This window comes from uncultured Vagococcus sp. (assembly GCF_963518325.1).
Classification (GTDB): Bacteria; Bacillota; Bacilli; order Lactobacillales; family Vagococcaceae; genus Vagococcus_D.
The window spans coordinates 1-13388 of record NZ_CAUQJB010000043.1 but is presented as its reverse complement, the minus strand read 5'-3'; the positions used below and the strand labels follow the sequence as shown (position 1 = coordinate 13388).

Annotated in this window: 17 protein-coding genes, 1 riboswitch and 1 other annotated feature; of the genes, 2 read left to right on the top strand and 15 right to left on the bottom strand. The window is 39.6% G+C overall.

Going from position 1 to position 13388, the window contains the following annotated elements; translation table 11 throughout:
* Nucleotides 1–38: 38 nt before the first annotated feature.
* Nucleotides 39–288 (bottom strand) — a binding site (T-box leader).
* A gap of 39 nt (nucleotides 289–327) precedes the next feature.
* The 4 genes from RWN13_RS21515 to RWN13_RS21500 all read right to left on the bottom strand — a co-directional run bounded on the left by RWN13_RS21515 (nucleotide 328) and on the right by RWN13_RS21500 (nucleotide 3477).
* Nucleotides 328–660 (bottom strand): glycine cleavage system protein H, encoded by a 333-nt coding sequence (locus tag RWN13_RS21515; protein ID WP_314067873.1) that lies wholly within the window; start codon nucleotides 658–660, stop codon nucleotides 328–330.
* A gap of 20 nt (nucleotides 661–680) precedes the next feature.
* Nucleotides 681–1037, bottom strand: a complete 357-nt coding sequence (locus tag RWN13_RS21510; protein WP_314067872.1) for an arsenate reductase family protein — start codon at nucleotides 1035–1037, stop codon at nucleotides 681–683.
* Between the two features lie 179 nt (nucleotides 1038–1216).
* Nucleotides 1217–2398, bottom strand: coding sequence for an FtsW/RodA/SpoVE family cell cycle protein (locus tag RWN13_RS21505; protein ID WP_314067870.1), 1182 nt, complete (start codon nucleotides 2396–2398; stop codon nucleotides 1217–1219).
* Between the two features lie 86 nt (nucleotides 2399–2484).
* The gene (locus RWN13_RS21500) at nucleotides 2485–3477 is read right to left on the bottom strand and encodes an alpha/beta hydrolase (RefSeq protein WP_314067868.1); all 993 of its coding nucleotides are present in this window, start codon (nucleotides 3475–3477) and stop codon (nucleotides 2485–2487) included.
* Nucleotides 3478–3734: 257 nt separating this feature from the next.
* Between RWN13_RS21500 and RWN13_RS21495 the strand changes: the two genes are divergently transcribed.
* Entirely contained in the window at nucleotides 3735–3989 is a 255-nt protein-coding gene (locus RWN13_RS21495) for a double zinc ribbon domain-containing protein (protein WP_314067866.1), read from the top strand.
* 216 nt (nucleotides 3990–4205) lie between these two features.
* Nucleotides 4206–4433 carry a hypothetical protein gene (locus tag RWN13_RS21490; RefSeq protein WP_314067864.1) on the top strand — a complete coding sequence of 76 codons (228 nt, stop codon included), beginning with the start codon at nucleotides 4206–4208 and terminating at the stop codon, nucleotides 4431–4433.
* Between the two features lie 67 nt (nucleotides 4434–4500).
* Here RWN13_RS21490 and RWN13_RS21485 read toward each other — a convergent pair whose 3' ends face one another.
* From RWN13_RS21485 to RWN13_RS21435, 11 genes are all read right to left on the bottom strand, one after another.
* On the bottom strand, nucleotides 4501–4815 hold the full coding sequence (locus RWN13_RS21485) for a multidrug efflux SMR transporter (protein WP_314067863.1): 315 nt from the start codon (nucleotides 4813–4815) through the stop codon (nucleotides 4501–4503).
* The gene (locus RWN13_RS21480; protein ID WP_314067861.1) at nucleotides 4815–5153 is read right to left on the bottom strand and encodes an SMR family transporter; all 339 of its coding nucleotides are present in this window, start codon (nucleotides 5151–5153) and stop codon (nucleotides 4815–4817) included. Before RWN13_RS21480 ends, RWN13_RS21485 begins: the two co-directional genes overlap by 1 nt.
* Before the next feature lie 82 nt (nucleotides 5154–5235).
* A riboswitch (guanidine-I (ykkC/yxkD leader) is annotated at nucleotides 5236–5332 on the bottom strand.
* Nucleotides 5333–5479: 147 nt separating this feature from the next.
* Nucleotides 5480–6109 carry a uracil phosphoribosyltransferase gene (gene upp / locus RWN13_RS21475; RefSeq protein ID WP_314067860.1) on the bottom strand — a complete coding sequence of 210 codons (630 nt, stop codon included), beginning with the start codon at nucleotides 6107–6109 and terminating at the stop codon, nucleotides 5480–5482.
* A gap of 101 nt (nucleotides 6110–6210) precedes the next feature.
* Entirely contained in the window at nucleotides 6211–7449 is a 1239-nt protein-coding gene (glyA, locus tag RWN13_RS21470; RefSeq protein ID WP_314067859.1) for a serine hydroxymethyltransferase, read from the bottom strand.
* A 164-nt stretch (nucleotides 7450–7613) separates the two neighbouring features.
* Entirely contained in the window at nucleotides 7614–8651 is a 1038-nt protein-coding gene (locus RWN13_RS21465; RefSeq protein WP_314067857.1) for an L-threonylcarbamoyladenylate synthase, read from the bottom strand.
* A gap of 193 nt (nucleotides 8652–8844) precedes the next feature.
* Nucleotides 8845–9693, bottom strand: coding sequence for a peptide chain release factor N(5)-glutamine methyltransferase (gene prmC / locus RWN13_RS21460; protein WP_314067855.1), 849 nt, complete (start codon nucleotides 9691–9693; stop codon nucleotides 8845–8847).
* Complete coding sequence (gene prfA, locus RWN13_RS21455) at nucleotides 9686–10759, bottom strand: peptide chain release factor 1 (protein WP_314067854.1); 1074 nt, start codon at nucleotides 10757–10759, stop codon at nucleotides 9686–9688. Before prfA ends, prmC begins: the two co-directional genes overlap by 8 nt.
* A gap of 169 nt (nucleotides 10760–10928) precedes the next feature.
* Nucleotides 10929–11498: a thymidine kinase gene (locus RWN13_RS21450; protein ID WP_314067853.1), complete on the bottom strand. Its 570-nt coding sequence runs from the start codon at nucleotides 11496–11498 to the stop codon at nucleotides 10929–10931.
* Between the two features lie 120 nt (nucleotides 11499–11618).
* On the bottom strand, nucleotides 11619–12215 hold the full coding sequence (locus RWN13_RS21445; RefSeq protein WP_314067851.1) for an HD domain-containing protein: 597 nt from the start codon (nucleotides 12213–12215) through the stop codon (nucleotides 11619–11621).
* Entirely contained in the window at nucleotides 12212–12751 is a 540-nt protein-coding gene (locus tag RWN13_RS21440; RefSeq protein WP_314067850.1) for a GNAT family N-acetyltransferase, read from the bottom strand. The genes RWN13_RS21445 and RWN13_RS21440 overlap by 4 nt, the downstream gene beginning before the upstream one ends.
* Nucleotides 12752–12840: 89 nt before the next feature.
* The gene (locus RWN13_RS21435) at nucleotides 12841–13224 is read right to left on the bottom strand and encodes a DUF488 family protein (protein WP_314067849.1); all 384 of its coding nucleotides are present in this window, start codon (nucleotides 13222–13224) and stop codon (nucleotides 12841–12843) included.
* Nucleotides 13225–13388 lie beyond the last annotated feature (164 nt).

The following is a 13388-nucleotide window of genomic DNA, read 5'->3' as shown; positions in this document are numbered from 1 at the left end:
TCAGACACGAATAAAAAAAACGTCCACCCTTGTTATTCAACAAGGACGAACGTTTGACGTTTCGTGTTACCACCTTTATTTGTTATTATCTCACAATAATAACCTCAATCAGTACAAGGCTTAGCCTGATACTGCTACACGTTAACGGGTGTCGACGGAATAGACTTACGAATGCTCATCTACTCAGCTCAAAGACCATCTTCCCACTCAATCCTGCTGCCCTTTTCCACCAATAGGGGCTCTCTTGTAAACACTTTTGAGAAGTACTCTTCTTTTCAAAGCTTTTCCATTTATTGTGTCTCATTTTAACAAGTTGTTTCAAATTTGTCAAACTAAATTATCGAATTCTTTTTCATCAATGTCCGTTAACACAATCATCCAAGCAAAATTTTCATTTTTAACATCTAAGGATGAGGCATCTTCCAAGGCTTCCTGGTTAATTGAAGCAACAGTGCCAGAAACAGGAGTCACTAGCTCAGTCACTGCTTTTTCAGCCTCAATTTCTGCAAAGGAATCTCCGACTTCCAATTTGTCGCCAATTTTTGGCAGACTGACAAAAGACACACTACCAAAGTCGTCTTGACCATCGTTAGTTAACCCAATTGCTAAGGTGTTTCCTTCTTTAGTCACCCAGATTTGTTTATTCACAATTTTTTTCATAACAAACTCCTATTTATGGCTTATTTTAATAATTCAGCATAATCCTGCTCTTTAAATCCAAGTAATACTTGATGGCCAGCCTTCTCCATAATAGGGCGTTTAATCAGCATGCCATCTTTCGTTAGACGACCAGCAGCTTCTTCATTAGAAAAACCATTAACAATCTCTTTTAACCCTTGTTCACGATAACGGGCTCCACTTGTATTAAAGAAACGACGAACTGGTAAGTCACTTGCTTCCATCCACTCCACTAACTGCTCTTTAGCTGGAGGCGTCTCAATCATGTCGATTGTTTTGTATTGAACGTTGTTTTCGTCTAACCATGCTTTTGCTTTTCTACATGTTGAACACTTAGGATACCAATAAAAATTTACCATCTAATCCCTCTTTCTATAATTATCTATAAATAGTATAACATAAATTGAAAGCAAAGCTAAAGGCTGACCTAAAAATCTCTCACTTGATATCTTTCCCGACAACTAGATCCTTTCAAAAACAGAGGACTTTATTTGACTTGCAGCAGGCAAAAAAAGAACAGTCAAAGACTGCCCTTACTCTATCTAAATTTCTGATAATCGTCTTGTTGGAAACGCATCGACATGACGATGCCAACACCAATCATATTCCCTAATAAAGAAGAACCACCTTGACTGACAAATGGCAGAGGAATCCCCGTCAAAGGCAGTAAGCCAATGTTAGAACCGATGTTCTCAAAAACATGAAATAGGATCATCATGATAATCCCTGTTGCAATATACGCATAAAATTCATTGTTCGTATCAAAACAAACCCGAATCATCCGATAAATTAAGATAAAATACATCAAAATCATCAATGTGCCACCGACAAAACCAAAATTTTCACCGATAATCGTGAAAATCATATCTGACTCTCTAACGGGAACATACACTTCTGATACATTAAACCCTTTACCAAACATGCCGCCTGAGCCGATTGCAATTAGGGCTTGAGCTTGTTGCATAGAATTCCCTGTCGCATCATGAAAGGGATCAAGCCACGAATCAATCCGCGCCAGCTGGTATTGTTTAACCCCCATTGAAAACAAGAAGTCGCGACCAGCATCTTGAGTTACTAAGTAAATAATCCCAGCTGCTAATAAGATGAAAGCGATAATCGCCGGCAAAACAATTTTCCATGAGATGCCTGACAGTAAAAAGATACCACCTAAAATAGCAACATACACTAACATCGTCCCTAAATCCTGTTGAAATTGCAATAAGATGACAATCGGAATCGTGAAGACGATTAATTTTCCAATTAAAAGAAAGTCATTTTTTATGGTATGCAAATATTTCAAATTATGTTGGGTCACAACATAAGCCAACATCAGAATATAGGCAATCTTCATTAACTCCGAGGGTTGAAAAGTAAATCCACCAAAACTAAACCAGTTTTTCGAGCCTGTTAAAGCAGCTAGGTTTTCATCATGAAACCAAACCAATGAGGTCATTAATCCCAAGCCTAGCACATAAAAGACTGGCGTCATTTTCCACAACATCTTGGAAGTAAACTGCATCAAAATGACCACGGCAATGGCCCCAATTAATATCCAAAGTAACTGTTTCAGCATAGGCGTCATAATATCTTTGGTCATTTGATCGTTGCTTAAAGCCGCATATAAGGCGGCTAAGCCCATAATTGACAGCACGAACACTGGCAGTATAATACCGTAATCAATGCGATTATCTAAACTATATTTATATTTCACTTTTTCCATTTTTCATCTCTTTCCTATCTCATCACATCTTCATTATAACGAAAGTTAGGCAAACTGCTCTGCCACTTAACAAATTTAAGAAAAGTTTAGGAATCTAACTCCTTTAAGAAAGCCACTAACGCCTCAAATGTTTCTTGTGATTGGGGAAGTGTCATATCAAATTGATATTCATGAGTCAATTCAGCCTCACTAATTGGATAAAATGCCGTTGTCACAGCCGTCCCTTGAGACTCAAGTAGTTTAGCAAATGATTGTGCCTGATCTTCAAATGAGCCTTTATTCCCATCCGTTATAAAGGTCTGCGGAAAATCACCGGTCACGGCATTCAGTAAATCTGCCTCTTTGGCAATGTCAGATTTCGCCCAATCAGCTTTTCCAGTATACGCCCAACCAACATTACGAATAAAATAATCAACTAGTGGTAAACGCCGAGTGGTTGCTAGTTCATTTAAAGAAAAGGGCGAGCAAAATAAAACAGCTCCCTTTATCGTATTTTTAGGAACTTCCTGCAAAAAATTTAATTCCTGGCTGTATTGATCATTCATTTGGATATTAATAAATTGTGAAGCAATCTGACCACCTGCTGAATCTCCCGCAACAATCAAATGATTTAAATCTAATGAGTACTTATCACTGACTTTTTGTAATTCTTTATACAGATCATTCATCTGTACCAATGGCCCTGGATACCGAGTATTCGGGGCTAAATCGTACTCCATATTGACCACGGCGTATCCTTCAGCCGCCAGCATATTGGCATAAACAGAGACGTCTGACTTTTGTCCGCCGACGTATGCACCACCATGAACCCATATAATGACAGGAAAGTTATCTCCCTCTTTGGGAGTGACTAAATCATACTTATTTTGAGGAATCAACGACTCATAAGTCAAATCCTCTTTTAGGGACACTTTTTCCAACAACTCACTATAGTCTGCTGGTTCCTTTGCAACGCCCCCCTTTGCAAACAAAGAATGAACCAAACTCGTTGCGGGGTATGGGGTGAAAGCAACCATAAACACAGCAAATAACAAACACACTCCTAGAACAATTCCAGTATCTTTAAACATTTCTTTCATATAATAAATCCTCATTTATCTAATTTTATGTGGCACACTATCCATTATACTATATGCATGACCTAAAAAAACAATGTAACTTCGTCAAATTATAGCATAATTTCAGCTCTAATTCTTTAGATAAGTAGAAAAAAATCAAAAACCGACTTAAAGTCAACTAAATTTAGATTACCTAGCATAACTTTTGAATTCTTTTGAACATTTCTTTCCTTTTAGGCGCCAACTTGCTATAATTTAATTAAAAGGAGGTTAACAAAATGGTCAATACTTCTAACCGCTTTAACCCATGCCAAGCTTGTGGCAATGAAGATATCTCCGATATTGCCAATTTTTGTATCAAATGCGGCACTACTTTATATAATACGTGTACAAATGAAGACTGCGGACATACGAATCCGGCAGCCGCCTATTTTTGCGAAAATTGTGGCTCTTACACCAATAAATTATTGATAGAAAGTGCTGTATCAGATAAATCTCCCGATGAAATTGCCTTAGATTTAAAAGCAATCTAATTTATCCCTTATGAAAGCTGATTTAGTCAGCTTTTTTTATCGCCCACTAACGCCTTAGTTAACATATAATACATGTTATTCGATACTTATCTTCAAATTAACCTGATTAGGAACATTAAAATACACGAATAGATTTTTAGTTAATTTTATGCTATAATTAATGTTAGGTAACATGAAGCGTTTTTCTTTGAAGATAGAAAGGGAGTGGCTTTTTAAATGTTCAGACCTACACAAAATATTGCCTCAGAAGTTGGCTTGGAGTTTCTTCCAGATACAAAAGTCAAATTTTATTTTAGAGGAGATTTAGTCAATGGCACCATTGTCAAACAAATGACTAATTCAGCGATTGTTTCAATTCTCGAAACGAATGACAACAAAGATATTATTTTCCAAACAAATGGTAATATGGTCGTTAGCTATGACGATTTGGCCATTAAAAACTAAATATAAAAACTCGTGAATCTGCTATTTTTCAACAGATTCACGAGTTTTTTGCTTATTTTTCCATTGACTAGGAAATAATTTTTAAGCCGATTGCCGCACCTAAAATTAACCCGATGCATAAAATTCGTTTAATATCCTTTGACTCGCCGTAAATCAACATCCCTAACACGGCTCCACCAGAGGCCCCTATTCCCGTCCAAACAGCATAGGCTGTTCCCATAGCCAAGCTATCCATGGCATAAGATAATAGAATAAAACTAACGCCAAATGCCCCAATTAACAGACACAATGATTTCGCATTTTTTTCTAAGTTAAACTTATTGATTAAGGATACCCCAACCATTTCAAATAAACCTGCTGCTACTAAAGCCATCCAAGCCATTAGCTTTTCACCTCACTTTTATCGGTCGGTGTCACTAATTTCAACCCAACTACTCCCACCAATAACACCACAATCAATGCTACCTTGACCACACTAAGCGCTTGACCAAATAATAAGGCGTCTAAGATAACCGTCCCAGTTGTGCCGATCCCAACAAAGACCGCATAAACGGTTCCCACAGGCAATTTTTCACTGGCTGAGATCATCAAGTAAAAACTTAAAAAGATTGCCACTAAGGTTAATCCCCATTCCACTATTGTTGCTGAGTGCTTCAAGCCTACTACCCAACCGACTTCAAAGACTCCGGCTATCACCACTTTAATCCAATTTTTATCCATCTTACGTTCACTCCAATACTTTATTTAACAAAAACCACACCCTGCTACGCAAAAAAGCCCAGGAGGCTACTGCATAAACAGTATCTCCCAGGCTTTTATCCTTCCGTGACGTAACAATGACTATTACGAGTTTTCTCTCGGTCCAGACCACATTGTGCGGAACCCTAGAAAACATTTAGTATGAAATTTTCAATTATCACTTCATTATACACATTTAGCTAAAAGATTCAAGCTAAAAGTCTAATTTTTTTTACAAACGAAGTCGTCGTCTCTTACTCGATCAAAAAAAGCGATGAGTCATAGGCTCTCGCTTTTTTTGCTAAAGATTATTTAGTACCGAATAAACGGTCACCAGCATCGCCAAGACCTGGTACGATATAGCCATCATCGTTCAAGTGATCGTCTAGACCAGCTGTGTAAATATCAACATCTGGATGAGCATCTTGAAGAGCTTTAACACCTTCTGGAGCTGCCACTAGACAGACAAATTTAATATTGTTACCGCCACGTTTTTTCAATGCGTCAACTGCTAAAATCGCTGAACCACCAGTTGCCAACATTGGGTCGACTACAAATAATTGGCGTGTATCAATGTCAGATGGGAGTTTAACAAAATACTCAACAGGTTCCCAAGTATCATGATCACGATACATCCCTATATGGCCAACCTTAGCTGCTGGAATTAATTCTAACATACCGTCTACCATGCCAATCCCTGCACGAAGAATGGGAATGATCGCAACTTTTTTACCCGTTAAGGTTTTTTGAGTTGATTTACCCATTGGTGTTTCAATTTCAATATCTTCTAATGGCATATCCCGAGATACTTCAAATGCCATTAACATGGCTATTTCATTAACGACCTCACGAAATACCTTTGTTCCACAGTTTTTATCACGAATGATTGTTAACTTGTGTTGAATTAATGGATGATCAATAACTTGAAATTTTCCCATAGCGATTCTCCTTTTCTTGAAGGTCTGATATCCCTCTTAGTTTTTATCCTATCCTATTGTAAAGCAAAAATGAGTGATTGACTAGTCAATCACTCAAACTTTTAACGATAAAGTGGAAATTTCTCTGTAATAGCTTTGATTTCTTTTGAAACCCGAACTAAGGCTTCTTCGTCTTGATAGTTTGTTAAGGCGACATCAATTAATTCAGCCACTCGACGAACGTTGGCTTCACGGAAGCCTCGTGTCGTCACAGCTGGCGTCCCAATGCGAATCCCACTTGTTTTAAATGGACTTAGGACTTCAAATGGAATTGTATTTTTATTAACAGTGATATGGACTTTATCAAGGATCTCTTCAGCTTCCTTACCATTTAAACCATAACCAGTCACATCAACTAATAGTAGATGATTATCCGTGGCACCACTAATAACACGAGCTTTAGGCGCTTGATTAAATGCCTTTACCATGGCTTGTGCATTGGCGATTACTTGCTCTTGGTAGTCTTTGAAATCTTCGTCTAAGGCTTCTTTGAAGGCAATCGCTTTACCAGCAATCACATGCTCCAATGGACCACCTTGAATACCGGGGAAAATGGCACTGTTGATTTTTTTCGCCAAATCTTCATCATTGGTTAAAATCAAGCCACCACGAGGTCCTCGTAAGGTTTTATGTGTTGTCGTAGTCACAATATCAGCATAAGGCATTGGGTTTTGATGCAGACCTGCTGCAACTAAACCAGCAATATGAGCCATATCAACTAATAATTTAGCCCCTACTTCATCAGCAATTTCTTTGAAGCGTGCAAAATCAATGTGACGGCCGTAGGCACTGGCTCCTGCCACAATTAGTTTAGGTTTCACTTCACGAGCGCGAATCCGAACGACTTCATAATCAATTACTTCTGTGACTGGATCAACACCATAAGGATGGAAATTATAGGTTTTACCGCTGAAGTTAACAGGAGAACCATGAGTTAAATGACCACCATGGGTTAAGTCCATTCCTAGAACGGTGTCTCCAGGTTCGATTAAGGCCATGTAAGCCGCAGTATTAGCTTGTGAGCCAGAATGCGGTTGAACATTCGCAAATTTTGCATCAAATAATTGCTTGGCACGATCAATTGCCAATGACTCAACAATATCAACGTATTCACAGCCCCCATAATAACGGCGACCTGGATAACCTTCAGCATATTTGTTCGTTAAAATACTTCCTTGTGCCGCCATGACCCCTTCGGACACAAAGTTTTCTGAAGCGATTAATTCAATATTACGCTCTTGACGATTTTTTTCTTTAGCAACAGCATCCCACAGCTCTTGATCTTGTTCTTTAAAACTCATTCTTCACAACACCTCTTTTTCTTTTCTATATTGTAACACACTCATTGTCTATGAATCAATTTCATAACAACAATATTTCGCAAAATAGTTAAGATTTAAATCAATTATGAAACTGACATGCAATTTTCATCCGTATTTACTAACGATAAACAATTTATTAACGTTTAATATTCGGCTTTAGTCTCAAAGCCTTCAAAATATTCCTGATTTGCAGCTTTCCTTAATCGATTCATGTACGCTAAGCCAGCTCCCTCTTCTGGATAAGTTTCTGCAAAAATAACAGCAATGGGCTCCTTCTGCTCATCCAGCGCTCGCAAACCTGCAAACAGGCGTTGACCAGCTTTCTGCACATCCTGCCCCTCACTTAACTGATAGTTGGTACTTGCCTGTAGAGTCTTGATGATCTTCCCATTGGCAAGTACGCCACAAGACAGTTGATTTTCTCGCGCCCAGTCAAGAGCTTCCTGCCAGTTATTTTTTTGCCAATCAATCATCAACACTCGCGCATTTGGCGAATAATGCTGATACTTCATTCCCGGCGCTTTTGGTGCTTCTCCAGTAGTTAAATGCTGATCCACAATCACTTCACCAACCAAGTCCGACAAAGCTTCAAGGGTCACCGCCCCTGGTCTTAAAATAACAGGTATCTCCGCTGTCATATCTACTACTGTCGATTCAAGACCAATCTCAGTTGGTCCATCATCTAGTATTCCAGCTATTTTTCCAGCAAGGTCATGGTAGACATGCTGAGCAGTTGTAGGGCTTGGTTTACCAGAGGTATTAGCACTTGGACCAACAATTGGGACACCTGCTGTTTCAATTAACTTTAGTGTCATGATGTTATTTGGCATTCTAAATGCAACTGTGGATAACCCACCCGTTGCAGCACTAGGAAGGCTGCCCTCTTTTATCTTAAAGACCAACGTTAAAGGCCCTGGCCAAAAATGAGACATCAGTAACTCGGCCTTCTCAGATAAGTTATCCACAAAAGGTTTTAGGTCATCCAACCCTTGAACGTGAACGATTAAAGGGTTGTCACTGGGCCGACCCTTGGCTTGATAAACCCGATGTATCGCCTCTTCATTAGTCGCGTCAGCCCCCAGTCCATAAACGGTTTCAGTCGGAAAAGCGACTAACTCTCCCTGACGAATTAGTTGAGCCGCCACGGCGATCGAGTCACCAGTATAAAATATTGTTTCCACAGGTTATCCACAACTCCTTTTTTTACTTCCCTTGATTTATCAACCTTTTTAACAAGTTACTCACATTTTGGGGATAACTCATTTGTCAAGTGTTGATAAGTCTGTTAATAACTAGTTAAACCACTTTCAAACTTGCTGTTAGTATGTTCTTTTATATATTTACACGAAAAAAAATTATTTTTTATCCACAAGGTTATCCACAGACTTCAATCATTCGGTCGTGACCATTTAAATCTTGGTGAACAATAACATCTTTAGTTGGGAATGCTAATTGAAAAATCTCTTGAACCGCTTCACCTTGCCGATAACCAATTTCCAAATAGATTTTCCCTGTGGATTTAATAACACCTTTAGCTTGTTCAGCTAACCTTCTGTAAAGCGCTAAGCCTTTGTCTTCTGCAAACAAGGCTAACTTTGGCTCATAAGTACGAACGCTAACATCCATCTCTTGCCACTCATCACGGCCGATATAAGGCGGATTAGAAATAATTAAATCAAACTGCTCGCTACCAACCTCAGCTAATAAATCACTTTGGAGAAAACGGACCTCTAATTGTAGCTTTTCCCTGTTCTCTTTCGCCACAGCCAAAGCCTTCTTAGATAGATCAACAGCCGTCAGCTGCCAGTCAGGTGCTTGTTTTTTTAAGCTTAGGGCAATTGCCCCCGTCCCTGTTCCCACATCGATTACCTTCAGTTCCTGATCTCGCTCATTTTTTTTTAAACAAAGCTCTACTAGCTCTTCAGTTTCCGGCCGTGGAATCAAGGTATCCCTTGTGACGGTAAACCGTTGACCATAAAACTCACATGACCCAATGATGTACTGTGGTGGCACATCTGCCAGAACCAGGTTCAGGTCAGTCTTAAGCTGATTTAATTCAGCCACTGGCATCAGTTGCCGATAATGTCGAACCAGATCAGTCTTAGTCCATTGCTGTCGCTCTAGCACTAAATATTCAGCTACATAAGGTTCTTTCTGGTGTTCTTCTAAAAAAGAAGAAGCCCAGTTAAGGACTTCAAAATAAAACATATCCGAATTAGCCATTTTGCATCTCTTCCAATTTGGCTGTTTGGTCGTAAATAATTAAGGCGTCGACAATTTCATCTAAATCCCCTGACAAAATCCGGTCTAATTTTTGAATAGTCAAGCCAATTCGATGATCAGTCACCCGGTTTTGTGGAAAATTATAGGTGCGGATTCGTTCGGAGCGATCTCCCGTTCCAACAGCTGATTTGCGACTTGCATCGTACTCATCTTGTGATTCTTGACGCATTTGATCAAAGACACGTGCGCGCAAGATTTGCATCGCTTTTTCACGGTTTTGTAGCTGTGAGCGTTGATCTTGCATCGCCACCGCAATACCCGTTGGTAAATGGGTCAAACGAACGGCTGAGGCTGTTTTATTGACATGCTGCCCCCCGGCGCCACTCGCATGATAAATATCCACTCGGATATCTTTATCCGCTAACTCTAGTTCAACCTCTTCTGCTTCCGGTAAAACAACCACAGTCGCGGTTGACGTATGCACCCGACCTTGGGATTCTGTTGAAGGAACTCGCTGAACTCGATGAGCACCACTTTCATATTTCAATTTGGAGAAGACATTTTCACCGGTAATCATGGCAATGACTTCTTTATAGCCACCAATCCCAGTAATATTAGCTTCTAGTACTTCAAATTTCCACCCTTGAGACGAGGCGTAACTTTGATACATTTCAAATAAATCCCCAGCAAACAAAGCCGCTTCATCGCCACCAGCAGCGCCACGGATCTCCATGATGATGTTTTTATCATCATTGGGATCTTTAGGGATCAACAAGACTTTAATGTGCTCTTCAATTTCATCTTTTTCTTTCTTTAAATCAGATAACTCTTCTTTGGCCATTTCCTGCATATCAGCATCCAGTTTCTCACCAAGTAATTCCTCCGTTTCAGCAATCCCAGCGACCACTTCTTTATAGCGACGGTAAACAGCCACCATCTCGCGTGTGCTGGCCTCTTCCTTCGATAATTCCATAAAACGTTTCGTATCAGAGACGACAGTCGGGTCACTTAACAGTTCACCTAACTCTTCGTAACGATTTTCAATTGATTGTAGTTGATCGTACATAATTAATCTCCTTTTCCTTTGAGCTTTAAGCTTCACTTCGATGGCTGATGCTGGTTTTTAAGATTTTCCTCAAAAATGATTATTAGCCTAACTTCAGCGACTCGGTGAGCTCGAAACCTGTATATGTATGTCATTTAAGCGTCTAACTAAAAGTGGATTTAAAGCTTCGCTACAAGTGCGGATCCACGTAATGTTTTCGACAAACAGGGTAATAGGATTCATTGCCACCAATTTGGATTTGGTCGCCCGTATAAACAGGCTTGCCGTCTAATAAACGCAAGTTCATGATGGCTTTGCGATGACAGAACCAGCAGATGGTTTTTAACTCTTCTAATTTATCAGCATATAACAAGAGGTATTTTGAGCCTTCGAATAATTCATTTCGAAAATCATTTTTAAGACCAAAAGCCATGACTGGAATATCCAATTCATCCACAATTCTTGCAAATTGCACCACATGATGCTTTTCTAAAAATTGCGATTCATCAATGAGCACACAGTATGGTTTAAAATCAAGGCCTTCAATAAACTGATAGACATCTGTTTCACTAAAAATCGGTGTCGCTTCTCGAGATAAGCCAATCCGACTTGAGACTTTACCAATACCATCTCGAGTATCAACGCCACTCGTCATTAAGACTACACGCTTGTTTTGTTCTTCATAGTTATGGGCAACTTTTAAAATCTCAATGGTTTTACCACTGTTCATTGCGCCGTATTTAAAAAATAACTGAGCCATTTCGCAAACCTTCACTTTCATTTTCTTCCTATGTAAGTATACTTTAAAACCACAAAAAAATCATCTTATTCAAGCAGAAAATAGAAAAAACAGTCGCAAAAGCGGCTGTTTCAGACAATTTTATTGGTTTAGCCAAGCTTTTGCCTCAAGAACCCACGGATGTTTTACAGGCATCCCTTGAGCAAACATCCACTCAATATAGTACAGAGCGGCCTTTTCCAGAGACACATTCAAAGCCAGCAATAGTCCATCTAAATAAGGGGCCTTATCAGCTTGATCCCACTGAATTTTATCAGCAATAAACAAAATCAAATCCAATCTAGAAGGTTCCACTCGCAACGTTGTGTGGCATTCAATCGCCTCAACAATCTCCCGATTGTCGATATTAAAACAAGTCTCAGCCATCTCCTTTGATAAGCGTTGATGCAAAATCATCGGCAACTTTCTTTCCTCCTCGAATAGCTCCATTCCTAGTGACTGACACAAGCTGACCCGCTCTTCATTTGGAACGATGACACTCACATCGTGAAGCAGTCCAGCTGTGTAGCCCCATTCACCAGGTAAGCCATATTGGAGACACAACCCTTTGGCTTCTTCCGCCACACGAATTGAATGCTGAGCAACGGCTGACTGGTTATAAGCATCAAGTAACTCAATCACATCTTGTTTCAAGTCCCCTATAAGAGGTTCCCTCGTATAATCAATTAGCTGTTTCACATATTCACTCCTCTAGGTTTGAAATAGGATCTATCTGTGTTTTCTCTTAAAGCCTTGCTTAAATATAGAACCAAATCATCATCATTAAAACATTCTTGATTCTGTCCTAATACATGATCTCGATACCAGACTCCGCTACCATCAGGAACATAACCTGAACGAACATACAGCCTTTGAGCAGTGCCATAGCCACTATGAAGACCAACGCCAATAGTAGCCACGTCACTGATTTTGGCAATTTGAGTTTCGGCAGCCGCTAACAACGCTCTACCATATCCTAGCCCCTGATACTTTTCCAAAATATTAAAATCTTTGATTTCAGGGTATCTCCCTTTAAAGGGTCCCGCTGTCGCAATTGGCACAAGGGTCACATAACCAATCAAACTGTGATTATCCAATGCGACCAAGATCTTACGCTGATTGTTTTCTTGCTCATGGTAGTACCTCTGAAAAATATCAGCTGATTTCTGCCAGCCCTGTTTGGCGAATAATAAAGGAAACTCCTGGATATCGTTGGTTACCATCTCTCTAATCATCGGTCTCACCTATTCTTTCTCTAATCATTAGTCTAGGGTAAATCCGCCTTTTTGTCTCTTAAGTCTAGAGACTTTTAGATAAATTTAACTTATTCCTTTTTACCAGCCGATTGTTGTCTCTCTAATCGGTTTGCCACAAGATCAATCTTCCCATTAAACTGCGACTCAATTAATTGAAGCAGTATCACCCCATGATTAGTGACTTGGTCCTTTGCGGCGTATACTAAGGTAATCGTGTCCGTCTGACTTCGGTTTGCTAGTTCTTGCAGTAAGTCTTGAGTTTCTGGGCGCTCGTCTAACTCTTGAAGATAGCGTCGACTAAACTCTTGCTGGTCCTTAAATTGATGATACCATTTTCGTAATTCATTGCTAGGGGTCAACTCCTTCGCCCAACAGTCGATAGCGACTCTTTCTTTTTTCATCCCACGAGGCCATAATCGGTCGATTAATACTCGATAGCCATCTGTTTCCAAGGCGCCTCTTCATAGACTCTTTTCAAATAAATCATCTACCTCACCCTTTCTACATCTCTTGATTATACGCTTCAACAAACAAGGTTACAAAAAAACTCACTGCTTTACACGAGGCTGCTGAAAAAGTTAAATAATCAAGGTTGTATAAAACGATTTTTGTTTTA